Source organism: Burkholderia sp. NRF60-BP8, assembly GCF_001522585.2.
Classification (GTDB): Bacteria; Pseudomonadota; Gammaproteobacteria; order Burkholderiales; family Burkholderiaceae; genus Burkholderia.
Map to the genome: position 1 here is coordinate 777,969 of NZ_CP013373.1, position 24,011 is coordinate 801,979.

Genomic DNA, 24,011 nt, shown 5'->3' on the forward strand with positions numbered 1-24,011 from the left:
AGCGGGGGCGCTGGCGAGCCGATGGCCGCGCCAGTATCAGCCGTTCAACGGCAATTTCTGCATGATCGCGTGCACGCATTCCAGCGGACTTGCTTCGCCCGTGCGCACATGCACGTCGGGTAATACCGGTTTTTCATAGGTCGATTCGATGCCGGTGAACTGCCGAATGGTCCCTTGCCTTGCCAACGCATACAGCCCCTTGGGATCGCGCGCTTCCGCCACATCCAGCGCGACGTCGACGAAGACTTCGAAAAACCTGCCCTGCGGAAAACGCGCGCGCGCTTTGGCCCGTGCTTCCCGAAACGGCGAGATCAGCGCAACGATGACGACGAGCCCCGCATCCACCATCAGGCGCGCGACCTCGGCCGTTCGACGGATGTTCTCGTGGCGGTCTGCGTCGCTGAAACCCAGGTCCTGATTCAATCCTTCGCGAAGCTGGTCGCCGTCCAGCAGAAAAGTCCGCAGGCCGCGCGTGTCGAGTTGTTCCTTCAGTAGATTCGAGAGCGTCGATTTGCCGGCACCGGAGACACCGGTGAGCCATACCACGAAGGCATGGTCCTGCTTCATGCTGGAAAGCATGGATTGATTGCCCGTCAGCATGACAGGGAGTGGGTTTTGGAGATCTTGAGTCATCTCGGAGTCGATGTGCCGGTAACTGCGTCGCTACTTTATTGTGATGCGGATTCATCCGTTGGCGAATTGTAACGTGCCTTTTCAAAATTCGTAACTTGAATATTTTAATCAGGAATAAGCGTTCGCCCTCGCGCGGCCCGACGATGTGCGAGCCCTGTCCGTCAGGTAATGATTGCCGATTCGCCGTAATAATTCGAAATGAGCGCGTGTCGCCGACGGGGTGGAAGGTGCGTACAATGTCGCCCCCCGTTTTATCGCCCGCTGGATTTACGGTGTGTCCCGATCAGGCCCGTGCCATGAGGGCAATGGGCCCGGACGATTTGCGTCGGCATTCGTTGGAAGAGCGGTGACGATTGTTCGTCGACATGTCGCAGAATTCCTCGGACATATGTTGTCGCGCGTACGTCGATTATCGCCCTGTATTTCTGGTCAGGATCAAATCGCAAGAGTATTAATTTTTTATTCGGCGAAAATTTCAGTAGTGCGCGGGTCTGCTTTCGTCATGCGATTCCGTCGCTCATTATCGAATTGGGGAATTATCCCAGGCCGGTTGCCCGATCGTATTCGTCGGGAGATGTTTCGTATCGCTTTCGATTGATTCGGCGGTACCGATCGCCGGTCCGTCAAAACGAATCGCCGCAATTGCCGTATCGCGCCGAAGTATTCGACATTCGAATGCGCTCGCTTTCGTCAGGACTGCGGCATGTCACTTGTGCCGCGGCCCGAACGGCCGCTGCTGCACATCGGCGCCGTGCGCGACGATTGCCATCCCCTCCGGCACTTCCTCCCACGCGCCGCGCAGGTCGACGAGCGGCTCCGACACGACCATGAACGCATCGTCGCCGGCTTCGGCGATACGGGGATTATGCGGATACAACTCGTGCAGGTGCTTGAACGACGTGCTGTGGAACAGCGACCGCGATTGCCGTTCGCTCGAGTAACGCACTGCGACGATTCGTTCGCCATCGGTCGCGCAGATCGTCATGTTGAGCGGATCGGCGACGCGATGCCGCGCGGCGGTTTCCTCCACCACGCCGACCATGCGTTCGAGCGCCGGCAGTGGCGCCTGCTCGAGACCGTACGTCAGCGCGAGGCGGAACATCAGCTCGGAGTCGGTCGAGCCTTCGAGTGTCGGGAACAGCGCGGGATCGACCTTCATCGTCAGGTCGCGGCGCAGCTTGTGGAAGTCGCGGATCAGCCCGTTGTGCGCGAACAGCCAGCGGCCGTGGCGGAACGGATGGCAGTTGGTTTCCTGGACGGGCGTGTCGGTTGCCGCGCGAATATGCGCGATGAACATCCGCGAGCGGATCGCACGCGCGGCTTCGCGCAGGTTGCGGTCGTTCCACGCGGGATGCACGGAGCGATAGCGGAACGGGAGTTCGTCGGGATGCCCGTACCAGCCGATGCCGAAGCCGTCGCCGTTGGTGGTCGTCGCGCCCAGCTCCGAATGCAGGCTCTGGTCGATCAGCGAATGCTTCGCGCGGAACAGCACGGTTTCCAGATGGATCGGATTACCCGTATAGGCGAGCCAGCGGCACATGAAGCGCTCCTTCACGATGTGTATCGTTCGCGCATGGTAGCCGACTCCGCAACGCTTACGCGTCCAAGCGCGTCACCCGCGCGCGCTTCATGCATGGCCGGCCGTCCGCGCGATGCGCAACCGCCCGGCCATGCGGCCGGGCGCAACACGACAATGCGGTGCGGCCCGACGGTCGTGCCGCAGCAGCCGGCTCAATCGCCGAGCGCGTCCATCACACGCGCCGAATAGACGAGCGCCGCGCCCGCATTCAACGCAATCGCGACGCCGAGCGCTTCCGCCACTTCCTCCTTGGTCGCGCCATGCTTGGCCGCTTCGGCCGTATGCACGGCGATACAGCCGTCGCAGCGCGTGGTAACGGCCACCGCGAGTGCGATCAGTTCGCGCGTCTTCGCGTCGAGATGGCCGGTCTTGGCACCTGCGCCGGACAGCGCCTTGTAGCCGGCCAGCGTATCGGGAGACAGCTTGGCGATGTCGCCGATACGCGTCGAGAGTTCCTTCCGGTATTCGTTCCAGTTCAGCATGATGTGTCCTTGTCGAGAAGAGTGAGGAGGGCGGCGGGTGCCGCGATCTCGGGCGATGCAAGGCTATTCTGATCGCTCGCGCTGATAGTTTCGATACGCTAGAGTGTCGATTTTTAGCGCAATCGTCTCATGGATGCATTGAGTCAACTGCTGTCGCTCGGTCGCAGCCATGTCGAGCTCGACGTGCGCTGCCTGCTCGACGGCCCGTTCTCGATGCCGCACGACCCGCTGCCGCCCGGCGAGGCCGCGTTCCATCTGGTACTGGCCGGAACCTGCCAACTGCGTGCCGCCGACGGGCGCACGCTGCAACTCGCTGACGGCGATTTCGTGCTGCTGCCCGCCGGCGACGCGCACGACCTGCTCGATGCGGCGGGCAGCCGGTCGAAGCTGCTCGTGCCGCTGCGCGATTCGAGTGCCGGCGACGGCGCGGTGCTGCCGGTCAAATCGAATCTCGATCCGGCCGACCCGGGCAGCGCGAGCGTCGATCTGCTCTGCGGACGGTTTGTCTATGCGCGCGGCGCGGGCGAACTGCTGATGCGCACGCTGCCGCGGGTGTTGCACGTCGGGTTGCGCGACGCATCGGGTGCCGCGCCGCTGCAACTGCTGACGAGCGTGCTGCGTACCGAGGCGTCGAACATGCAGCCGGGCGCCGGCGCGATCGTGAACGCGCTCGGGCAGACGCTGCTCGCGTATGCACTGCGTGCATACGGCCGCGGCGCGCGTGTGCCGTCCGGCTGGCTCGCGCTGGCGGCCGATGCGCGCCTCGGCCCGTCGGTCCGGGCCGTGCTGCAGGCGCCGGCGCAACCGTGGACGGTCGAATCGCTCGGCGCCGCGGTGGCGATGTCGCGCGCGACCTATGCGAGGCATTTCCGCGAGAAGGCCGGGATGAGCGTCGGCGCATTCGTCGCGCAGATCAGGATGATGCATGCGTGCGCGCTGCTGCAGGACACGCAGCGCGGGCAGGCGGAAATCGGGCAGGCGGTCGGTTACCAGTCCGAGGCCGCATTCGGCAAGGCGTTTCGCGCGGTGCTCGGCACGACGCCGGGGCGCTGGCGCCGCGCGCGGCGCGAAACGTGAACTTGCGAGCGCGCGCGTCGTGACGCGCGCCAAAGCTGCTACCATGCGCAAAACGCAGTTCAACGAAAACGATTTCGAACAACAAGAAAGAGAGGGCAAAGCAATGAACCAGACCACCATCCAGCAACCGTCGTTCGCGTTCGTGGCTGCCTCGTGGGCCGCGCTGCTCGCCGGTTTCGCGGCATTCCTGATCGGGCTCTGGAACGCCGGCATGCAGCTCAACGAGAAGGGCTACTACTTCACCGTGCTGGTGTTCGGCCTCTATGCGGCGATCTCGCTGCAGAAGAGCGTGCGCGATCGCGCGGAAGGCATTCCCGTCACCGGCATCTACTACGGCCTCAGCTGGATTGCGCTGTTGCTGTCGATCGCGCTGCTGATCGTTGGCCTGTTCAACGCGACGCTTCAATTGAGCGAGAAGGGCTTTTACGCGATGTCGTTCGTGCTCGCGCTGTTCGGCTCGGTGGCCGTGCAGAAGAACACGCGCGATTTGCAGAACGCGAAGCCGCGCTATACCGACGCCGATTCCGCGCCGTCGGTCCACGAGTGATATCGCGTGCAGCGGGCGCCTGCCGTCCTTTCGTTTCGTTATGCCATCGTGCACGACGAAGAAGATACTTTGGCCTCGCTAATTAGCGACCTATCTCTATCGATGGCTCGCAACTATTTTCAGGGCGTGGCTCGTCCGCATATGGCGTACGTTGCATGTAATACGAATCGCGAAACCCCTGCGTGACAGCCCGAGGCGACTGTGGCGCCTCTGGGTTTAGGGTCCGGACTGGCATTCGCCGAGCAAAGTCTGCGATGTTCATCGCCATTTCGCGGTCTTCGGGGGAATCGGAATGAGCCAAGGTGCGCGCGACTTTATACCAGTTGCCTAGCGTCTCCATGTGGGCGCCCCACATTGCACATCGGGTCTCGATGTCGATGGCATGCGTGCCATTGAAAGGGTGACCGCCTCGTAACGCCACCCGGAGCGCCGCTTGTTTAGGAAAGTACTGTATTTGCCCGCGTACTGTTCTAGAAGTAGCGTTCGCGTCGACGCCGCGTGCCTGCAATTGCTGCGCGAATGCTTCTCGCCAACGATGCAAATCCTGCTTTCGGGGATTGAGCCGACGGCCGTCGGGGCCACGCGCATGGACGCATAAATGTACATGGGGATGCGCTTCGTCATTGTGCAGTGCGAATACATATGGTCGTCCATCACCAAATGTTTCCTGGGCGAACATCCTTGCTGCATCCCATACGACCTCGCTATCGGTACCAGGCGGCATCGAGAGCACCACATTGAGGGTTTCCCTGCGTTTGCTTTCATTTGGAATGCCCCAACTGCCCCAGTGCCACTGCTCGAAAAGATCCTGCAATGCCATTTCTCCGGAGATCATGCGTCCGTCTTGATCCTCCAGATCAACGCTACCATGTCGCGAAATGTATCGCAGATGGCGCCGAACCGCCTTCATTCCCTGCGTGCCCGATGCTTTGTTCGATATCTTCACCATTACTTCGGGCGCCCTTCGAAGCGTTCGGGCGATCCTTTCGCGCAAATGTAGCGCGTCCTGCTGTAAGGCCCAGTGGGGCAGATGCAGGCCCCGGGCGTGGCGAAGTGCACTGGGGAATAGCCGATCTCCCCAGTTCACCAAGAGTGCATCAACATAGGTCTTTGGGAACGGCATTTTAACGACTCCAGCGATCTAGATTGCTTCGCAAAAGCGTCGCTGTGGTACGCAAATGTGCCTCTATTGTGGTGCGGACTTGCTCCCAGTTAAACGACTTATTGCAATCGTTCGTGGCTGCTTCTCTTGCACATTCGCCGAGCAGCGTTCGGATTATTGCGAGCTGCTTATTTGACTCCGCAACAAGCATCATCTCTCTGCTGCTAAGTTGCGGTTCGCCGGTAAGCTTCGCCCGAACCAAGGCGACGATCCAACGGTTCGGCGTGAAACCGCGAACGTAAGCTATCCCCCTAACGCGTTCCAGTTCGGCGTTGGTAAGTCCGATCGAGACGCGTGCGCACGGCCCATTGCGAGCAGGTAGCGTCTGCGGCGCCCGGGGTTGAGTTTCTGCAACACCAACTGTTTCGGTAATGATTCGCCGCAATTCCTCACTCGGCGTCACACCACGTTGCGCACACCATGTTGCCCATCGGGATTTTAGCGTTCCCAATTCCACGCTTAGTCGAGACCGACCAGGTGTACCAGCCTTGTGTCGTACGCTCGTAGTCATCGATGGTCCTCCGACATCCGTAAGTTCATACGCTTCGCTGCGAGACGGCAACGAAGGTGATGTCTTGGCAATTGCTTCTCGAACGGCTCGATCGTTCGATTGGCTGCAATAAAGATGCGCTGCGATTCAAAATCGGAAAAGACAGCCCAGAGCTGCCGCAGATCAATGGTGCTATCTGCGGCGAGCGGTTCGGGTCCGAGATGTTGACTTTTAATCTAAGCAAGTATCGCGAAGGCGACAACTACTAAAGTCAGGAGGGTTCCTCATGCGAGCATTGCTGTCGCGCTGTCCGACTGGCAAGCCGCAGAAGTTCCATCTGCACCGATGCTGCCGGATGCAGTCCGCCCGTAGGAGGCGTGCAACATTGTTCCGCGACTCGCGTGAGGTGCGCCGCATCGGAGAAATGCAATTGCCCCATCAGCGACTTTCAGGCAAGGACGGTTTTCTGGATGACCACCTGTATGGGCGGGCTTGTCGCGCGATACAGTGACGTTTCTCACTAGGGACAATTGCAGCGACGCGCAAGCAGCTCTGTATCGACAAGGCGTCATGATATGGATCGATGGTGCATCGACGATGTCATCCGATCCGCGCCAATGCGTTTCGCTTGGGTTATCCGCGGATAGTTCGGCCTGCACACCTCAGTGCTGGGGTGTGGCTTGATAACGTTCCGTTGGATTGCCGCTGCACTAATGCTTCCGTAGTTGGCTCAGCGTGATCGACATCGGCTGCTTGTTCGATGAAGTCGAGCAAATCGCTTTCATGAAAGCAATTGAGTATCACGGCGGGCAGTCGTGCACATTTGGTCACCGAGCCGGTTCGGCGACCCTTGGACTCACTCTGGTTTCAAAAGGACCGGGCGTAGCTGCTCCCGATGGAAGGGGGCGCGTGCTGAGTTTGAAGTTGTCATTCATGAGCTTCTGCTGCGCGCACACATTCGACGGGTCGCCGCGGACTGAGTCAGGACTGTTGCGTGTCCGATGATTCAATTGAGACGCACATAAGCGGTTCGCCGTGTGCCGGAGAGCTTGGCGGCTCAAGACGGAGAATGAAGTCGAAGTACCGAGTCGACAGCTTTGCCAGTTGCTCTTGTACTGCTCCCAAGTGAATGAGGCATTGGGCGTCCCAGTTCATTCCCACGACGAGTTCGCTCGTAACGCCATTCCACTCACTCAGAAGAATCGCAGCGACACGGGCGTTTTCCTCGGCGAATCGCTCGATGCGCTGTTCGATATAGCGCTTATCATCACGCATGAGCGTGCCGGTTATGCGCAAAGATACCGTGTTTGCGATCGGATCATGGTGGATGTGCACGGTCGCGATGCCGCACAGATGGCGCGAAACCCGATCAAGTTGTTCGTTCTCGATGTCCTCTTGGACTGAAATCGCTCCAGACAACGTATAGATTGCAGGCTCTTCCATGGTGGCTCCTGAGCAGATCGATTGCTTTCTCTTTTCCGCTGAAGTGGGGCAACAACATCAATTCCATACGCGGTCCGAGGTGGGACACGATGAGCCGACATGCAACGCTATGCCGATAGGGACGAATGTCGATTCACCATAGCGGGTTCGACGGAAGAAGGCTCCACCTCGCGCCCATTTCTGGGAAAATCCGGTTAGCGCGGTTTCGATCGATTTCATCTCTGCATCCGTGAGTGCTCCGCTGATACGGAGCATGAGCGTATGCGTGACTGCATCCGTGGCGAAGTAGACGCGTGCGGCGAATCCGATTCTGTCAACGAATTGCTGCGCGTGGCTAGGGCGAAAATGATCGAGAACGGGCAATGCACCGCAAATTTCGTAAGTCGTCGACATGGTGGTTCTCCGTGAAGGGGGGCGCCCTTGTTGTCCGCCCGGCGTACGGGGTGACCTCGGGCGCTGCCATGATGACTCATTCGGACTTGTGTATCGCCAATTATAGGATCAATTGATCCTGTGTCAAGAAGGAAATTACCTCGAATGGACGTATTTGGGGAGAGACTGAGGCATGAGCGTTCACGATTGGGCCTCAACCAAACAGAGTTCGCAGCTCTCGGGGCCGTTAAACAACGCGCGCAATATCAGTACGAGAAGGGCTTGAGGCGTCCTAACTCGGACTATTTGATTGCGATTGCCGCAGCAGGAGTGGACATTCACTATCTGCTCACAGGGCAGGTAGGAACGTCCCTCGAGAATGATGAGGAGCAACGAGTAGTTGCAGGGTTTCGATCGCTTAATGTGCGCAAACGAGAGGCACTATTAGCGCTCGTTGAGGCATTTGCCGAATCCTCGCCTCAGTAGGGGCGCTGCGATGAGTCGCTTTGTGTTTGTGTAGCGCGGCCCTTGGAGGCAAGGAAGTGACAGCCGATTGCACGCTGCGGATGCTGCACCGGGCTGTCTCTTGGTACTCGCGACGCTTACGGACGCGACTTCGTCGGCCTGTCGGTCGGCAGTTGAGGGGCGACGGTTCAACATTGACACAACAGATGCAAAAAAGCCTCCGCGAAGGAGGCTTTTTGCACTATCGAAGATAGTTGGTAGGGTGGGAGGGACTCGAACCCTCGACTCTCTGATTAAAAGTCAGATACTCTAACCAACTGAGTTACCACCCCACGTTCTTGAAACCGGTCGGTTCGTTGCTTCAACAACCTGGGCAACGACCTAAAGAGCAAAAGATTATAGCGACGGGTTACAGGACTGTCAACGACCCGTCACGATAATTATTTGATCGTTTCGAGCTTGCCTTGGGCCGTCTGCGCCGCGTTCGACCCGGCGTACTGCGACACGACCTGCTCGAACGTCTTCTTCGCGGCCGCCTTCTGGCCTTGCTCGAGCTGGTTCGTGCCGATCGCCACGAGGGCGTCGGCCGCGCGCGGGTGCTGCGGGAACTTGCTGACGATCCCTTGCCACGTCGCGGTCGAACCGCGGTAGTCGCGCAGCGCGTATTGCGCGTTGCCGTACCAGTACTGCGCGGTCGGCTGATAGGGGCTCTGCGGATACTTCGCGATGAACGCACGGAACGACGCCGCCGCCGCCTTGAAGTTGCCGTTGCGGAACTGCTGCTGCGCCGCGCTGAGCGCATCCGTTTCACCCGGCTGCACGGTGCCTTCGACACCATCGATCGTCGCCTGCTGCGGCTCGAACTTCTTGAGCCGCGTGTCGAGATCCTGGTAGTACTCCTTCTGCTGCCGCTCGAGCGTCGTCAGCCGGTTCGTCAGATCCTCGTTTTCGCCGCGCAGCGTCGCGACCTGCTGATTCAGCTGGTCGATACGGCCGGATTGATCGAGGATCGTACGCTGGGCGGCCGACAACTGGCTCGACAGGTTGTCGCTCTTGCTGCGCAGATCGAGTACGGCACGGCGCGCTTCGTTGTCGTCGAACATGCCGGCGTGCGCCGGCGCGGCCGACCACGCCGCGCCCGCGACGCAGAATGCTGCGGCAACGCGCAGCCAGGTTAAACGGTGCGTCATACGGCGATTCTTCCGTTACTTACTGTTGGTAGACGAGGTCGGCGCGACGGTTCTGCGCCCACGATGCTTCGTCGTGACCCGTTGCCTGCGGCTTTTCCTTGCCGAGGCTCACGGCTTCCATTTGCGAATCGTTCACGCCGAGCAGGGCCATCGCACGGCGGACGGCTTCCGCACGCTTCTGGCCCAGCGCGAGGTTGTACTCGCTCGTGCCGCGTTCGTCGGTGTTGCCCTGGATCAGCACGTGGCGTTGCGGGTGGCTCTTCAGATACTGAGCGTGCTGCTGCATCAGCGGCTGGTACTCGTCCTTCACCGAATAGCTGTCGAAGTCGAAGTAGATGCTGCGCTTCGCGAGCGGGCTGTTCGGGTCGTTCAGCGGATCGACGTTCACTTGCGCGACGTTGTCCGCGCTCGGCTGCGTGCTGACCGCGCCCGCGTTGTTTGCCTTGTCGTCGAGCTTCACGCCCGACTTGCACGCTGCGAGCGCGCTGATCATCATCACGGCCAGGGCCAGACGAGCTTTATTCGACATCATGGTTACTCTCCTTGTGGTCATTGCATGAAGGGCCCCCACGACGGCTCGCGAACGGAGCCGCCCTGGACGGACAGGATCTGCGGCGGCGCGCTGCCGTCGGAGGGCACTGCAGCCAGAACGTTGCGACCGCCCGACTGGGTCGCGTACAGAAGGTACTGGCCGTTTGCCGCGAAGCTCGGCGATTCGTCGCGATTGGTGTTCGTGATGGCGTTCGCCGCGCCGGTCTGCAGATCCTGAACGTACAGCTTGAAGCCCCCACCCGTGCGGGAGATGTAAGCGAGCAGCTTGCCGTCCGGACTCACGCGCGGGCTCGTGTTGTAGCTGCCGGTGAAGGTCACGCGCTGCGCGGCGCCGGCGCTTTCGCCCTGTGCGGGCATCCGGTAGATTTGCGGCGCACCGCCGCGGTCGCTCGTGAAGTAGATCCAGCGGCCGTCCGGCGAGTAGAACGGCTCGGTATCGATCGAGCTGCTCTGCGTGAGACGGCGCAGGCCGCCGCCGTTCGCGTTGACCGTATAGATTTGCGTATTGCCCGTCAGCGACAGCGCGACGGCGAGCGTGTTGCTGTCCGGCGACCATGCCGGTGCGCTGTTGTTGCCCTTCTGGTCGGAGACCATGTAGCGTTTGCCGGTCGGCAGGTCATGGATGTAGACGATCGGCTTCTTGCGCTCGAACGACACGTACGCGACCTTCGTGCCGCTCGGCGACCAGGCCGGCGAGATGATCGGTTCGGTGCTCGACAGCGCGATGCGCGCGTTCTGGCCGTCCGAATCCGAAATCTGCAGCTGGTATCGGTTGCCGGTCTTGATCACGTACGACAGGCGCGTGGCGAAGACGCCGCGCACGCCGAGCAGCTTCTGGTAGATGTAGTCGGCGATCTTGTGGCCGGCCGTGCGCAGCGTGGTGTCGGTGGCCGTCAGCGACAGGCCGCCGAGGCTTTGCTGCTTCACGGTGTCGTACAGGATGAAGTTGACCTTGTACTGGCCGTTTGCGTCGCGGTTCACGCTGCCGGCCACGAACGCATTCGCGCCCTTGGCCTTCCATGCGCCGAGATCGACCGATGCGGTCTCGGGCACGGGCGTGCTGCCGGCGTCGATGTTGGTGAATTTGCCGCTGCGGGCGAGGTCGGCGCGAACGATCGACGTGACCTGCTGCGGCAGGTTCGCCTCGTTCGTGAAATTCGCGGTGGCGATGGGGAACTGGGTCGACCCGACACCGGTGATCAGCACGTTGACCTGGGCGTTAGCGGCGCTGCCGGCCGTAATCAGACACGAGGCCACGAGTGCCCTGAAACCTAGCTTTGTCATCAAACTCATGCTTCTTGCTTCCCGTATGGCTTGGATCGCTGCGCAACGGCAGAGACAGTAAAAATACCCGATTCGTTCCCATCTGACAGCGACGCCCGGAGTGTAAGCGCATTTCGTTTCACTCCGCCGCCTTGAAGGTGATCGTAATGTCAGACGGGGTACGACCGTTAGAATCGGGCGGCAACGGGACCGATGCGTGGATCGCATTGACCACGGCTTGATCCCACCCCGAATTCCCGCTCGAGCGGGAGACCGATGCGCTCAATACGTCACCGGACGGCGTGCACCGAATCTTGACGACGGTGGTCAGGCCTGCCCGCTCGCCGCCCCAAACGATGTTCGGCTTGACGCGGCGGCGCACCTTGTCGGCATAGCCGGGCGTCGCGGCATTGCCGCCGGAGCCCGTGCCCGTGCCGCTTTTCGCGAGGCCTTCACCGCCGCCTTCGCCGGCGCCGGACAGTCCCTGCAGCTGCGCGAGGCGCGCACTGCGCTCGCGGTCGAGCTTCGCGTTCGCCGCCGCATTGGCCTTCGCGCGCGCCGCGGCTTCGGCCTTCGCCTTGGCCTGCGCTTCCGCCTTTGCCTTCGCGGCTGCGTCGGCCTTCGCCTTCGCCGCCTGCTGCGCTTCGAGCTGAGCCTGCTTTTGCTGCTGGAGTTTCTGCTGTTCGAGCTTCTGCTGCTCGGCGAGCTGCTGTTGCTTGAGTTTCTCGGCCTGCTTCTGTTTGTCGCGTTCCGCGGCTTTCTGGGCGGCGAGCGCGGCGGCCTGTTGCGCGGCGAGCTGTGCGCGGCGCGCTTCCTCTTCCTGCTGGGCCTTCAGTTGCTGCGCGCGGCGTTGCTGCTCGAGCTGCGCTTCGCGCGCGGCCGCTTCCTGCTGACGCTTCTTCTGCTGCAGCGCGATGTCGGCCTGTTCGTCGCGCACCGGAGCAGGGGGCGCGACCTTCGCGGGCGGCGTGGGCGTGACGACGGGCCGCGGCGCGGGGACGTCGGGCACTTCGGTCCACAGCTCGGCTTCGGCGCCGGCCGGCGTGCTGTTCTGCCACTGCACGCCGTGATAGAGGAACAGCGCGAGAAGCACGTGCATCAGCGCGGCGAGCGCGAACGCGCGCCACGTCCCACGCTCGCGGGGAGGCTGGAGCGGGTACGCGGATCTGCGCGTGGATTGCTGCCGGTTCATTGCGATTTGACGAGGAGGCCGACGCGCTTGACGCCGCGCGCCTTCAGATCGGACATCACGGTCATGACGGCATCGTACTGCACGGTCTTGTCGGCTGCGATCACGACCGGCTGGTCAGGGTGATCGGCCTGCCGGGCCGAGATGAAGCTGTCGAGCTCGGCCTTCGTCATCGTGTCTTCCTGGGTCGCGCCCGAGTCGCCCTTGTACTTGACGCTCATCGTGCGGTCGGCCTTGATGTTGACGACGACGGGCGGCGTCTGCTCCTGCGGCGCGGCGTTGCCGACGGTCGGCAGGTTGATGATCGACGGCGCGACGAGCGGTGCGGTGACCATGAAGATCACGAGCAGCACCAGCATCACGTCGATGTACGGCACGACGTTGATGTCGGCCATCGCGCGGCGCGAGCGGCCGCCGCGCATGCTGGATCGGATGGGGCTTCCTGCCATGGCGCGCTCCTTACTGGGCCTGACGCTGCAGGATGTTCGAGAACTCTTCGATGAAGGTCTCGAAGCGGATCGCGAGGCGGTCGATGTCGTGCGCGTAGCGGTTGTACGCGACCACCGCCGGAATCGCGGCGAACAGGCCGATCGCGGTGGCGACGAGCGCCTCGGCGATACCGGGCGCGACGTTCGCGAGCGTGGCCTGCTGCACGTTCGCAAGGCCGCGGAACGAGTTCATGATCCCCCAGACCGTGCCGAACAGACCGATGTACGGGCTGACCGAGCCGACCGACGCGAGGAACGCGAGGTTGGCTTCGAGCACGTCCATTTCACGCTGGAACGACGCACGCATCGCGCGGCGCGCACCGTCGAGCACGAGGCCCGGATCGCTGAGGCGTTTTTCCTTCGCCTTGAGGAATTCGCGCATCCCCGATTCGAAGATCCGCTCGAGTGCGCCGATCGTGTGGCGGTTGTTGGCTGCGCTCTGGTACAGCGCCTGCAGGTCGCCGCCCGACCAGAAATCCTTCTCGAAGCGTTCGGTTTGCGCGCGCGCGCGGCGGATCGCGAACCACTTGCGGAAGATGAAGGTCCACGACATCAGCGACAGCAGCAGCAGCAGTCCCATCACGGCCTGGGCCAGCACGCTCGCATTGAGGACGAGGGAAATGATCGACAGGTCTTGAGCAGTATTCATAGAGGTTTGAGTAACGTCCCTTCGGGAGTGCCCGGCAAGGGCGTCCGGTGTGCGTGCGGCGCGGCGCGCCGGCCATGCCTGACGCCGAACCTTGCTTAGTATCGAATCAGAACGGCAAGTTCATAGGCTGTGTCTAAACGGCACTCATGCGAGCTTCGTTGACAGGTCAGGCTGCCCGGCGTCGTCGATGACGGGCCCGCGCTGCAGCGCGTCGAGCACGGCCGGCGGGATGGCCGCGGGCCGGATGCCGTGACGGTCGACGCAGCCGAGGCGGATGTGCCCGGCCACGAGCAGCGTGTCGCCACACCAGGCTTCCTGCGTGAATTCCACCGACGCGCGGCCGATGCGTCCGGGCCGGCTCGTGATCGTCAGCGTGTCGTCGAGTCGCGCCGGCGCGCGGTAGTCGAGCGACGTGCTGCGCACGATGAAGATCGCGCCGGTATCGTCGGCGAGCCGGCGCTGGTCGACGCCGCATGCGCGAAGCCACTCGGTGCGGGCGCGCTCGAAGAACTTCAGGTAGTTGGCATAGAAGACGATGCCGCCTGCATCGGTATCCTCGTAGTACACGCGCACCGGCCAGGTAAAGCCGGACGGCGCTTCCGGGGAGCGGGTGGGCTGAGTCATGGCGCGCATTCTACCGGAACGCAGGAACCGGATTCGTAACGGTTTCGTAACGGAATGTAGTGCGACGCGGCACACCGCGGGCCGGCCAGGAGGCGGCCGCGGCCGTGCGCGATGCGTCAGCCGCGATGGATCGCGAGGCCGGCCGGTGCCTGGGCGACCGGCATCATCTCGATCGTATTGATGTTCACGTGCGCCGGGCGCGTCGCGATCCAGTAGATCGTGTCGGCGATGTCCTCGGACGTGAGCGGCTGGACGTTCTGGTACACGTTTGCCGCCTTCGCGTCGTCGCCGCGGTAGCGGACGTTCGAGAATTCCGTGCCGCCGCACAGGCCCGGCTCGATGTCGGTCACGCGCAACGGCGTGCCGATCAGGTCGGCGCGCAGGTTCAGGCTGAATTGTCGGACGAAAGCCTTGGTTGCGCCGTATACGTTCCCGCCCGGATACGGATAGGTGCCGGCAACCGAACCGAGATTGAAGATATGGCCACGGCCGCGCTCGATCATGCCGGGCAGCAGCGCATGCGTGACGGTCACGAGGCCCGAGCAGTTCGTGTCGATCATGGTCTGCCATTCGTCGAGGCTGGCCTTATGGGCCGGCTCGACGCCAAGCGCGAGGCCGGCGTTGTTGACGAGCACGTCGAGCGCCGCGAATTCGGCGGGAAGGGCGGCCGGCACGGCTTCGACGGCCGCGCGGTCGCGCACGTCGAGCTCGAGCGGCAGAAGGGCATCGCCGAGCTCGGCGGCGAGCGCATCGAGACGATCCTTGCGGCGCGCGGTCGCGACCACGCGATGGCCTCCCTTGACGAAGGCACGGGAGATGGCGGCGCCGAAGCCGGCGGACGCGCCTGTGACGAACACGATCATTGCTGCTCCTGGTCGGTGACGTGATAGCGGGTGGAATCCCGCAAGCCTACTGAGAATGCCGCACCGCGGCAAGGCGACGAAGCGTTTCGGCACGGGCGCGTAAAACCTGGCCCCAATTGATTCGGGCGCCCCGCCGTGCGGTTGCCTATTCATGACGCATCCAATACACTAATGCGCTCATCATCCCTGCGTGACTGGCGATAGAACCCTTCGGGTTCAAGGTGGAGCATCCCACCGTGAAGCGCGGGGCGCTGTTTTTGCCGTTCGCCTGGGCAGCCGTTGTGCGCCGTCGCGTGCATCGCCGGTGGCTGTCCTGCCTCGCGTCATACGGATTCTTCCGCCACGTCGAGCTGGTCTCGCCAGCAGCGCACCGTACTTGGCCACTCCGGTCAACCTGTACACACTTAACGGAAACCGTATGTTTGACAGAGCCCAAAGCACCATCGCGAACGTCGATCCCGAAATCTTTGCAGCGATCGAGCAGGAAAACCGCCGCCAGGAAGATCACATCGAGCTGATCGCGTCGGAAAACTACACGAGCCCGGCCGTGATGGCCGCACAAGGCTCGCAGCTCACGAACAAGTACGCGGAAGGGTATCCGGGCAAGCGCTACTACGGCGGCTGCGAGTACGTCGACGTGGTCGAGCAGCTGGCGATCGACCGTGTGAAGCAACTGTTCGGCGCGGAAGCGGCGAACGTGCAGCCGAACTCCGGTTCGCAGGCGAACCAGGGCGTGTTCTTCGCGATGCTCAAGCCGGGCGACACGATCATGGGCATGAGCCTCGCGCATGGCGGCCACCTGACGCACGGCTCGCCGGTGAACATGTCGGGCAAGTGGTTCAACGTGGTGAGCTACGGCCTGAACGAAAACGAAGACATCGACTATGAAGCGGCCGAGCAGCTCGCGCAGGAACACAAGCCGAAGCTGATCGTCGCGGGCGCGTCGGCGTTTGCGCTGAAGATCGATTTCGAGCGTCTGGCGAAGATCGCGAAGTCGGTGGGCGCGTACCTGATGGTCGACATGGCGCACTACGCCGGCCTGATCGCGGCGGGCGTGTACCCGAACCCGGTGCCGCACGCGGATTTCGTGACGACGACGACGCACAAGAGCCTGCGCGGCCCGCGCGGCGGCGTGATCCTGATGAAGGCCGAGTACGAGAAGCCGATCAACTCGGCGATCTTTCCGGGGATCCAGGGCGGCCCGCTGATGCACGTGATCGCGGCGAAGGCCGTGGCGTTCAAGGAAGCGCTGTCGCCGGAGTTCAAGGAATATCAGCAGAAGGTCGTCGAGAACGCGCGCGTGCTGGCCGAAACGCTGGTGAAGCGCGGCCTGCGCATCGTGTCGGGCCGTACGGAAAGCCACGTGATGCTGGTCGATCTGCGCGCGAAGAACATCACGGGCAAGGCCGCCGAAGCGGCGCTCGGCGCGGCGCACATCACGGTGAACAAGAACGCGATCCCGAACGACCCGGAAAAGCCGTTCGTGACGAGCGGCATCCGTCTCGGTTCGCCGGCGATGACGACGCGCGGCTTCGGGCCGGCGGAAGCCGAGCAGGTGGGCAACCTGATTGCCGACGTGCTGGAGAACCCGGAAGACGCAGCGACGATCGAGCGCGTACGCGCGCAGGTCGCCGAGCTGACCAAGCGCTTCCCGGTCTACCGCTGATCGCCGATGCGCTGCCCGTTCTGCCGGCATGACGACACGCAGGTCGTTGACTCGCGCGTGTCCGAAGATGGCGCCGCGATTCGGCGGCGCCGTCGCTGCTCGGCTTGCGACAAGCGTTTCACGACGTACGAGCGGGTCGAGTTGTCCCTGCCGTTCGTCGTGAAGAAGGACGGCAGCCGCACGGAGTTCGACCGTCGCAAGATCGTCGCCAGCATGCAACTCGCGCTGCGCAAGCGGCCGGTTGCCGCCGACGCGATCGACGCGGCGGTCGCCCGTATCGAATATCAACTGCTCGCGACTGGCGAGCGCGAAGTGCGTAGCGAGAAGCTGGGCGAACTCGTGATGAACGAGTTGCGCGGCCTCGATACGATCGCCTATGTGCGCTTCGCATCGGTGTATCGCCAGTTCGAGGACGTTTCCGAATTTGCCGACGTGATCGAAGAGTTCCGTCGCACCTCTCCCGCCAAGACCCCACGTAAGCGCTGACGCGCTGCGTTCGTTCATCGTCTGCTCCGTTGGTTCGATTCGCGCCGATTGTGTCGGTTGCGATCGCATGTCGCCAGTCGGCCGTTCGGCCAATGGCGCGCGTCCGCACGCGCCGCTACAGTCGTCGCATCACCGTGGCGGAGGACGATTGCGATGGAACTGGGCGTCCAATCCTTGAAGAATGTGGTGCAACGACCGGGCGGCTTCACGCTCGTCGAGCTGATGGTCGCCATGTCGCTGGCGGCGGGGCTCGCGCTCTATGCGGTCCCCACGTTCGACCAGTGGCGCATGCGCGAGCGCGTGGATGCCCGCTCGCGTGCGCTGCTCGGTGCGCTGTCGTTTGCGCGTGCCGAGGCAACGCGTCTCGGCGCGCGCGTCACGCTGTGCCGTGCCGGGCGCGACGGTGTCTGTCTGCGCGCCGGCGAGCGATGCGAACCGGCCGAATGGTCGTGCGACTGGGTCGTCAGCGGGCTGGTCGACGGGCAGTCGCGTGTGCTGCGACGCTATCCGCGCGATGCCGAAGTGGCCGTTTCGGGCGCCGCGCATGAGCTTGCGTTTGCGCCGCCGGTCGGTCAGTCGATCGGCGGAATCCGGCGTTTCGAGGTGCGTCCGCGGCGCAGCGTGTCCGGCGCCGACGATGCGCACGCGTCGCGTTGCGTGCGGATTGCGGCAGGCGGCCGCGCGCGAATGGTCGCCGGCCGTTGCGACGCGGTGTGATCGCCATGCGCCATGCCATGCGCGGTACGTCGTTGATCGAGGCGACGCTGGCCATCGCGCTGCTTGCCACCGTCATGTTGGCAGTCGCCGGCAGCCAGCTCGCGATGGCGCGTGCGCAGCGCGCGACGATCTGGCGCGAACGCGCGCTGTGGCTGGCCGATGCGCGTATCGAGCGTCTGCATGCTGCGGCCGCGGTCGACGACGGCCTCGCGGCGCTGGCGGCAGCGTCGTTGCCGGATGGCGCGATGACGCTCGATGGTGGGCCGGGCGGCGTCCGCTATGCGATTGTCCGCTGGCGTGGCGGCAATGGGAGCGCGCCGCCGCGTTGCGATGCGGCGGGAACGTCGACGCGACCGCCATCGTGTGTCCGGATGCCATTTCGCGAGCGGGCAGGCGATGAACGCTGATCGCCGTACGCGTGGGCATACGCTGCTCGAAGTACTGATCGCGATGACCGTCGGGCTCCTCGTGCTTGCGGCGGCCGGTGCGCTGTACCACGCGCAGCGCATTGCGCTGCGCCGTGCGGAAGACGGGTTCAGGATGCGCGACGCGGCGACTACCGCGCTGATGCTGATCGGTCAGCAGGTCCAGATGGCAGGATTCCGGCCGCTCGATGCCGAAGCGGTATCGTCGTTGCCGCCGGTGTTCGGATGTTCCGCGGCGCGCGTGCGGGGTAGCGGCGCACAGGTGCGCTGCGAGCCGTCGCGCCTGTCATCGGACGCGTTGCTGATCCGGTATGTCGGCGATGCCGTATCGACGTGGACGACGGTGAGCGGTCAGGCGACGGATTGCCTCGGGCAGGGTGTCGGCGTGCCGGGCGAACCGGCGCCGGTGGAGAATCGCTTCGACGCGCATATCAGCCCGTCGACGGGCGAGCCCGAACTATATTGCGAAGGAAGCGGCCTGCCGGGTACGCCGCAGCCCGTCGTGGCGGGAATCGATCAATTGCGCATGCGCTATTTGCGTCGCGGCGCCACGCAGTTTGTCGACGCCGATGCGATGCGTGCCGACGACTGGCGCGAGGTCGTGGCCGTGCATGTCTGCGTGCGGGCGCGCGGCGAGCCGATGCGCGAACCGACGCCGCATGTCGACTGCGACGGCCGCGCCGCCTCGGCGCCGGACGGCCGTGCACGCTTGACGCTCGATCGAATCGTCGCGTTGCGGAACGTCGCGCTCCCACCCGACGTAGCGTTGCACGATGCAACTCGAGCAAGCGGGGTGGTGCGATGAGCGGAGCAGCGCAGTACGCGCGGGACGCCATCTCCCGATGCGTTGACCCAGGCCACGCGCATGAGCGCACGGTCGCAAGCGGCGGCGACCGGCAGCAGAGAGCATGCGCGGGCCGTTCGGCGACGAGCCCGCGCGAGCCGCATATGCGTTTGCGCTCAACCCGCCGCGCTTGGCGTCGCGACGCGGGCCTTGCGTTGCCCGCGGTGATCGCGGTCGGCGCAGCGATCGCGGCACTGACCGGCACATGGTTCGACGCGGCATTGACGGAGTCGCGCCGCACTCGCGCGTTGTCGGATCGGCTGATCGCATTCCATGCGGCCGATGCCGCGCTTGCCGCGTGCACCTGGCGATTGCTGCGCGGCTCGGCGCCGTATGTGAACGAAAGCGAATCGCATGCGGAACCCGACGCGTGGCGACGCATGCCGCCGCTGGCGGCGGTCGAAGCGTTCGCGCCATTCGCCGGTTGGCCGACGGCCGCGCAACCGCCGCGATGCCTGATCGAGGCGTGGCGGCGTCCGGCAGGGCAGGCCGGCGACCGCACTTATCTGGTCACTGCGCGCGGCGTCGGCGCGCACACGTCGAGCGCCGTGTGGCTGCAACACCAGGTCGCGATACGCGACGGCCACATCGTCGTGCTGCGCTGGCGTCGTGTCGCGGCGGTGCTTCGATGAAAGGCCGCCTGTCGATGTGCCGAGCGGCCGGATTCACGCTGATCGAACTGATGATCGTGCTTGCGATCGTCGCGGTGCTGGCCGGGTGGGGTATTCCGTCGTATCGCGAGCATGTCGTGCGTGTTCACCGCGCGTCGGCGGTGTCCGCGCTGTACCGTGCGGCCCAATATCTCGAAACGCTGGACGGTGCGCCGCCTGCGGCACTGCCGGATGCGCTCGCGCATGCGCCGCCGGACGGGCATGCCGTGTATCGATTGACGCTCGGGCGGCCCGACGGCGACGATTCGCCGGTGAGCTATGAACTGGCAGCGACGCCGCTCGACACCGGCCCGATGCGCGACGATGCATGCGGCACGTTCACGCTGCGCTCGGACGGGACGAAGGGCAATGCAGGAAACGATGGCGCCGATGAGCCGCGCGCGGTCTGCTGGGGCGGGCGCTGAGTTCGCAAGAAAGGCGCGCAGCGGCCATGGCCGTGCGCGCGGGGGATGCCGACGGTCAGTCGTCGTGTGCGTCGAGCCCGCGCTCGTCGCGGGACTGTTTCCAAATCCGGTAGACCTCCCATGCGGCGAAGCCGAGCGTGCCCCACTTCAACGCGGGGCCTGCACTCGCGCGCAGCAGCGAGCGAACGGGTTTCGCCAGCACGAGCGATGCGAGCGAGCTCAGCATCGGATACTGGTTGACGAGCTGACCGAGGCTTGCGTTCAGGTTCTTGGCCGACTGGCCGAACTTGTGGGAGGACAGGCCGGGGATGAACACCTTGAGCCAGCTGAAACGCGTGACGGCCTGACGCATTTCGGCGGCGGCTTCCGCGAGTTCGAGCCGCTCGACTTCGGATCGCAGGATCAGCAATTCCTTGCGGAGCGCGCGGTGCTGCGATGCGCTCCAGTTCGATCGCGACGAATGGGAGCGGGATGAATTGCCCGTGATGTTCTGGCTCATGGCGCGTCGGCGAGATAGGTGGGAGGGATGAGCGCGAGGGCGTTCACGACTTGCCGCGGAACAGGTCGCGGTCTTTCTCGAGTTCGGCGAGCGTGGCCTCGAACACGGTCGGCGCGTCGCGCAGGCCCGAGCGGGCCTTCAGCGCGCACACGATGCCGCCAACGGCATACAGCGCGGTGATCGCGGCGAGCGCCTGCCAGCGGTAGGTATCCCAGAACGCGATCGCGACCAGCACGGTCAGGCTGATGAGCGCCATCGTCGCGAGCATCATCGCGGCGAGTCCGAGGAACAGCACGCCCATCAGGCGCTCCTTCTCCTCGGCGAGCTCGATGCCCACCAGTTCGAGGCGCGTCTGCAGAAGGCCGATGGCGGAGCCGACGAGGCGGCGCAGCGGTCCTTGACCGGACGGCTGCGAGGGGGTGTCTGTCGTCATGGATGAGGGGCTTGCGCGTGCAGTGAGCAGCTAGGACAAAGCCGGCCGGCGCAGCCGGCTGGCTTCGACGCCCGCGGGCCGCGCGACGCGGCCTGCGGGACGAAACGGCGCTGAGCGTGTTACTTGCGGTTGATCAGCAGGCCGATCAGCACGCCGACGCCGGCGGCCACGCCGATCGACGTCCACGGATGCTCGTGCACGTAGTCGTCGGTCGCGCGCGCGGCCTTCTTGCCTTTCTCGACCACCACGACCTGGACGTCGGCCGCCTTTTCCTTGGCCTGCTTCAGGCGAGACATGGCCTTCTCGCGCAGCTCGGCCGCACGGTCGCCCGTGCTGCTCGCCGCTTGCTTGAGCAGGTCTTCGGCGTCCGAGAGAACGGTTTTGATATCCGACATCAGTTTCTCCTTGTTGATTTCCGACATTGCAACTCCCTTCGTGCTGTCATGCTGCAGGTTCACATCGTAGCGAAACCCCTGCCTGCTGGCGAGCCGGGAAGACACACGGCGGCAGCGCAAGACTGCATGGTAAACGACTTGTAATCATGAACAGAGCGACAAAGGATTGAAAAGTTTCCCTCGCGGCCCTCCGCCCCGCGACGACGCCGGGTAAAAATGACAAAAAAGTATGAATATCAAACGGAATAATCGTTCGCACGGCCCATTGCTTCCCGTAAGCTGATGGACTGCCTCGCGCTGTCCGGCGCGCGGTTTCAACCAGCATCGTTCGAGGAGGGAACATCATGAGTCTGCGTCTTGGCGACATCGCACCGGATTTCGAGCAGGAATCGAGCCTGGGCACCATCAAGTTTCACGAGTGGCTCGGCAACAGCTGGGGTGTCCTGTTCTCCCATCCGGCCGACTACACGCCGGTGTGCACGACCGAACTCGGGCTGACCTCGAAGCTGAAGGGCGAATTCGAGAAGCGCAACGTGAAGGTGATCGCGCTGTCGGTCGACGGCGTCGAATCGCACAAGGGCTGGATCAACGACATCAACGAAACGCAGTCGACGGTCGTGGGCTTCCCGATCATCGCCGACGCGGATCGCAAGGTATCGCAGCTGTACGACATGATTCACCCGAACGCGAACGAAACGCTGACGGTGCGTTCGCTGTTCGTGATCGACCCGAACAAGAAGGTGCGGCTCACGATCACCTATCCGGCCAGCACGGGGCGCAACTTCGACGAAGTGCTGCGCGTGATCGATTCGTTGCAACTGACCGACAATTACAAGGTCGCGACGCCCGGCAACTGGAAGGACGGCGACGACGTCGTGATCGTGCCGTCGCTGCAGGATCCGGAAGAGTTGAAGAAGCGCTTCCCGAAGGGCTTCAACGCGGTGCGTCCGTATCTGCGCCTGACGCCGCAGCCGAACAAGTAAGCAGCGGCTGCCCGGAGCCGCGGCTGCGACGACGAAGGCCCGCCCGGCAGCGATGCCGGGCGGGCCTTTTCCGTGGCGGCGTGCGCGGGCGCGGCATCGCTGCCGCGCGCGTCATGGCCGGATCGTCAGAAGAATGCCTGGATACCCGTCTGCGCGCGGCCGAGGATCAGCGCGTGGATGTCGTGCGTGCCTTCGTACGTGTTGACCACCTCGAGGTTCACGAGGTGGCGCGCGACGCCGAATTCGTCGGAGATGCCGTTGCCGCCGAGCATGTCGCGCGCGAGGCGGGCGATGTCGAGCGCCTTGCCGCACGAATTGCGCTTCATGATCGACGTGATTTCGACGGCGGCCGTGCCTTCGTCCTTCATCCGGCCGAGGCGCAGCACGCCTTGCAGGCCGAGCGTGATTTCGGTCTGCATGTCGGCGAGTTTCTTCTGAATCAACTGGTTCGCGGCGAGCGGCCGGCCGAACTGCTGGCGGTCGAGCACGTACTGGCGCGCGGTGTGCCAGCACGACTCGGCGGCGCCGAGCGCGCCCCACGCGATCCCGTAGCGCGCCGAGTTCAGGCAGGTGAACGGGCCGCGCAGGCCGCTCACGTTCGGCATCAGGTTCTCTTCGGGCACGAACACCTCGTCGAGGACGATCTCGCCGGTGATCGATGCGCGCAGCCCGACCTTGCCGTGGATCGCCGGCGCCGACAGGCCCTTCCAGCCCTTCTCGAGGATGAAGCCGCGGATCGCGTCCTTGCCGTTTTCTTCCAGCTTCGCCCACACGACGAACACGTCGGCGATCGGCGAGTTGGTGATCCACATCTTCGCGCCGGACAGCGAGTAGCCGCCCGGCACCTTCTTCGCGCGCGTGACCATGCTGCCCGGATCGGAGCCGTGGTTCGGCTCGGTCAGGCCGAAGCAGCCGATCCATTCGCCGGTCGCGAGCTTCGGCAGGTATTTCTGCTTCTGCGCGTCGGAGCCGAATTCGTGGATCGGCACCATCACGAGCGACGACTGCACGGACATCATCGACCGGTAGCCCGAATCGACACGCTCGACTTCGCGCGCGATCAACCCGTAGCTCACGTAGTTGAGGCCGGGGCCGCCGTATTCCTCGGGAATCGTCGGGCCGAGCAGGCCGACCTCGCCCATCTCGCGAAAGATGGCCGCGTCGGTGCGTTCGTGGCGGAACGCTTCGGTGACGCGCGGCGCGAGCTTGTCCTGTGCGTACGCCTGCGCGGCATCGCGGACCATTCGCTCTTCCTCGGTCAGTTGCTGGTCGAGCAGCAGCGGATCGTCCCAATGAAAAGTTGCAGCACTCATCGTCTCATCTCCTGTCGGCCCGAGTGGCGCTGACTCGGCCCCATGCTTTGCGGTCGGTCGGAGCGGGCGCCTCGGCGTCGACTCCGCCCCCGTGTTTTTCGGTCGGG

General features: G+C 63.8%; 29 protein-coding genes, 1 tRNA gene and 1 riboswitch. Of the genes, 11 read left to right on the plus strand and 19 right to left on the minus strand.

All coding sequences use genetic code 11. The features are described 5' to 3' along the window. Nucleotides 1-36: 36 nt before the first annotated feature. From cysC to WS54_RS16725, 3 genes are all read right to left on the minus strand, one after another. Nucleotides 37-600: an adenylyl-sulfate kinase gene (gene cysC, locus WS54_RS16715; RefSeq protein WP_059779319.1), complete on the minus strand. Its 564-nt coding sequence runs from the start codon at nt 598-600 to the stop codon at nt 37-39. A gap of 739 nt (nt 601-1,339) precedes the next feature. After that, nucleotides 1,340-2,173, minus strand: a complete 834-nt coding sequence (locus WS54_RS16720; RefSeq protein ID WP_011544669.1) for a class II glutamine amidotransferase — start codon at nt 2,171-2,173, stop codon at nt 1,340-1,342. 191 nt (nt 2,174-2,364) lie between these two features. Beyond that, entirely contained in the window at nt 2,365-2,694 is a 330-nt protein-coding gene (locus WS54_RS16725; protein WP_006484989.1) for a carboxymuconolactone decarboxylase family protein, read from the minus strand. Between the two features lie 129 nt (nt 2,695-2,823). Between WS54_RS16725 and WS54_RS16730 the strand changes: the two genes are divergently transcribed. Further along, entirely contained in the window at nt 2,824-3,771 is a 948-nt protein-coding gene (locus WS54_RS16730) for a cupin domain-containing protein (protein WP_059779321.1), read from the plus strand. A gap of 103 nt (nt 3,772-3,874) precedes the next feature. Beyond that, nucleotides 3,875-4,318: an inner membrane protein YiaA gene (gene yiaA, locus WS54_RS16735; RefSeq protein WP_059779324.1), complete on the plus strand. Its 444-nt coding sequence runs from the start codon at nt 3,875-3,877 to the stop codon at nt 4,316-4,318. An 82-nt stretch (nt 4,319-4,400) separates the two neighbouring features. On the opposite strand, the gene WS54_RS16740 is transcribed toward yiaA, so the two are convergent. Continuing rightward, entirely contained in the window at nt 4,401-5,441 is a 1,041-nt protein-coding gene (locus WS54_RS16740) for a relaxase/mobilization nuclease domain-containing protein (protein WP_082724991.1), read from the minus strand. 609 nt (nt 5,442-6,050) lie between these two features. On the opposite strand from WS54_RS16740, the gene WS54_RS33675 reads away from it, so the two are divergent. Further along, nucleotides 6,051-6,239: a hypothetical protein gene (locus WS54_RS33675; protein WP_159086680.1), complete on the plus strand. Its 189-nt coding sequence runs from the start codon at nt 6,051-6,053 to the stop codon at nt 6,237-6,239. A 712-nt stretch (nt 6,240-6,951) separates the two neighbouring features. Here WS54_RS33675 and WS54_RS16750 read toward each other — a convergent pair. From WS54_RS16750 to WS54_RS16800, 11 genes are all read right to left on the minus strand, one after another. Then, nucleotides 6,952-7,413, minus strand: a complete 462-nt coding sequence (locus WS54_RS16750) for a hypothetical protein (protein ID WP_059779327.1) — start codon at nt 7,411-7,413, stop codon at nt 6,952-6,954. Nucleotides 7,414-7,470: 57 nt separating this feature from the next. Beyond that, complete coding sequence (locus tag WS54_RS33680) at nt 7,471-7,806, minus strand: hypothetical protein (RefSeq protein ID WP_159086681.1); 336 nt, start codon at nt 7,804-7,806, stop codon at nt 7,471-7,473. A 699-nt stretch (nt 7,807-8,505) separates the two neighbouring features. After that, nucleotides 8,506-8,582: transfer RNA gene (locus WS54_RS16760), tRNA-Lys, on the minus strand. A 108-nt stretch (nt 8,583-8,690) separates the two neighbouring features. Further along, complete coding sequence (gene ybgF / locus WS54_RS16765) at nt 8,691-9,440, minus strand: tol-pal system protein YbgF (protein ID WP_011544679.1); 750 nt, start codon at nt 9,438-9,440, stop codon at nt 8,691-8,693. 19 nt (nt 9,441-9,459) lie between these two features. Next, complete coding sequence (gene pal, locus WS54_RS16770; protein WP_006484980.1) at nt 9,460-9,972, minus strand: peptidoglycan-associated lipoprotein Pal; 513 nt, start codon at nt 9,970-9,972, stop codon at nt 9,460-9,462. A 17-nt stretch (nt 9,973-9,989) separates the two neighbouring features. Then, nucleotides 9,990-11,285, minus strand: a complete 1,296-nt coding sequence (gene tolB / locus WS54_RS16775) for a Tol-Pal system beta propeller repeat protein TolB (protein ID WP_034206517.1) — start codon at nt 11,283-11,285, stop codon at nt 9,990-9,992. 109 nt (nt 11,286-11,394) lie between these two features. Then, nucleotides 11,395-12,447, minus strand: coding sequence for a cell envelope integrity protein TolA (gene tolA, locus WS54_RS16780; RefSeq protein ID WP_059779329.1), 1,053 nt, complete (start codon nt 12,445-12,447; stop codon nt 11,395-11,397). Then, on the minus strand, nt 12,444-12,893 hold the full coding sequence (gene tolR / locus WS54_RS16785; RefSeq protein WP_006484943.1) for a protein TolR: 450 nt from the start codon (nt 12,891-12,893) through the stop codon (nt 12,444-12,446). Before tolR ends, tolA begins: the two co-directional genes overlap by 4 nt. A gap of 10 nt (nt 12,894-12,903) precedes the next feature. Continuing rightward, nucleotides 12,904-13,581 carry a protein TolQ gene (gene tolQ, locus WS54_RS16790; RefSeq protein ID WP_027783647.1) on the minus strand — a complete coding sequence of 226 codons (678 nt, stop codon included), beginning with the start codon at nt 13,579-13,581 and terminating at the stop codon, nt 12,904-12,906. Between the two features lie 144 nt (nt 13,582-13,725). Then, the gene (gene ybgC, locus WS54_RS16795; protein ID WP_059779331.1) at nt 13,726-14,214 is read right to left on the minus strand and encodes a tol-pal system-associated acyl-CoA thioesterase; all 489 of its coding nucleotides are present in this window, start codon (nt 14,212-14,214) and stop codon (nt 13,726-13,728) included. A 107-nt stretch (nt 14,215-14,321) separates the two neighbouring features. Beyond that, nucleotides 14,322-15,068 (minus strand): SDR family NAD(P)-dependent oxidoreductase, encoded by a 747-nt coding sequence (locus WS54_RS16800; RefSeq protein ID WP_059779334.1) that lies wholly within the window; start codon nt 15,066-15,068, stop codon nt 14,322-14,324. A 180-nt stretch (nt 15,069-15,248) separates the two neighbouring features. Then, nucleotides 15,249-15,349, plus strand: a riboswitch (ZMP/ZTP riboswitch). Between the two features lie 137 nt (nt 15,350-15,486). On the opposite strand from WS54_RS16800, the gene glyA reads away from it, so the two are divergent. The 7 genes from glyA to WS54_RS16840 all read left to right on the plus strand — a co-directional run bounded on the left by glyA (nt 15,487) and on the right by WS54_RS16840 (nt 20,281). Beyond that, a complete protein-coding gene (gene glyA / locus WS54_RS16810) occupies nt 15,487-16,734 on the plus strand; it encodes a serine hydroxymethyltransferase (RefSeq protein ID WP_059501074.1) in 1,248 nt (415 codons plus the stop codon). 6 nt (nt 16,735-16,740) lie between these two features. Further along, nucleotides 16,741-17,220: a transcriptional regulator NrdR gene (gene nrdR / locus WS54_RS16815; protein ID WP_034206522.1), complete on the plus strand. Its 480-nt coding sequence runs from the start codon at nt 16,741-16,743 to the stop codon at nt 17,218-17,220. Nucleotides 17,221-17,373: 153 nt separating this feature from the next. Then, the gene (locus WS54_RS16820) at nt 17,374-17,937 is read left to right on the plus strand and encodes a GspH/FimT family pseudopilin (RefSeq protein WP_059779336.1); all 564 of its coding nucleotides are present in this window, start codon (nt 17,374-17,376) and stop codon (nt 17,935-17,937) included. Between the two features lie 5 nt (nt 17,938-17,942). Continuing rightward, a complete protein-coding gene (locus WS54_RS16825) occupies nt 17,943-18,344 on the plus strand; it encodes a type IV pilus modification PilV family protein (protein ID WP_082724994.1) in 402 nt (133 codons plus the stop codon). Next, entirely contained in the window at nt 18,334-19,167 is an 834-nt protein-coding gene (locus WS54_RS16830) for a type IV pilus assembly protein (RefSeq protein WP_059779340.1), read from the plus strand. Before WS54_RS16825 ends, WS54_RS16830 begins: the two co-directional genes overlap by 11 nt. A gap of 143 nt (nt 19,168-19,310) precedes the next feature. Continuing rightward, a complete protein-coding gene (locus tag WS54_RS16835) occupies nt 19,311-19,838 on the plus strand; it encodes a hypothetical protein (RefSeq protein WP_179955218.1) in 528 nt (175 codons plus the stop codon). Continuing rightward, entirely contained in the window at nt 19,835-20,281 is a 447-nt protein-coding gene (locus WS54_RS16840) for a type IV pilin protein (RefSeq protein ID WP_059779342.1), read from the plus strand. The genes WS54_RS16835 and WS54_RS16840 overlap by 4 nt, the downstream gene beginning before the upstream one ends. A gap of 55 nt (nt 20,282-20,336) precedes the next feature. Here the strand turns inward: WS54_RS16840 and WS54_RS16845 are convergent, their stop codons facing one another. From WS54_RS16845 to WS54_RS16855, 3 genes are all read right to left on the minus strand, one after another. Further along, nucleotides 20,337-20,780, minus strand: a complete 444-nt coding sequence (locus WS54_RS16845) for a DUF3318 domain-containing protein (protein WP_034206527.1) — start codon at nt 20,778-20,780, stop codon at nt 20,337-20,339. Between the two features lie 43 nt (nt 20,781-20,823). Beyond that, entirely contained in the window at nt 20,824-21,213 is a 390-nt protein-coding gene (locus WS54_RS16850) for a phage holin family protein (protein WP_059501079.1), read from the minus strand. A 119-nt stretch (nt 21,214-21,332) separates the two neighbouring features. Beyond that, nucleotides 21,333-21,635: a DUF883 family protein gene (locus WS54_RS16855; protein WP_006494044.1), complete on the minus strand. Its 303-nt coding sequence runs from the start codon at nt 21,633-21,635 to the stop codon at nt 21,333-21,335. Between the two features lie 317 nt (nt 21,636-21,952). On the opposite strand from WS54_RS16855, the gene WS54_RS16860 reads away from it, so the two are divergent. Beyond that, nucleotides 21,953-22,591 (plus strand): peroxiredoxin, encoded by a 639-nt coding sequence (locus WS54_RS16860; RefSeq protein ID WP_006476788.1) that lies wholly within the window; start codon nt 21,953-21,955, stop codon nt 22,589-22,591. 125 nt (nt 22,592-22,716) lie between these two features. Here WS54_RS16860 and WS54_RS16865 read toward each other — a convergent pair whose 3' ends face one another. Further along, a complete protein-coding gene (locus WS54_RS16865; protein WP_059779344.1) occupies nt 22,717-23,904 on the minus strand; it encodes an acyl-CoA dehydrogenase in 1,188 nt (395 codons plus the stop codon). Between the last annotated feature and the right edge of the window lie 107 nt (nt 23,905-24,011).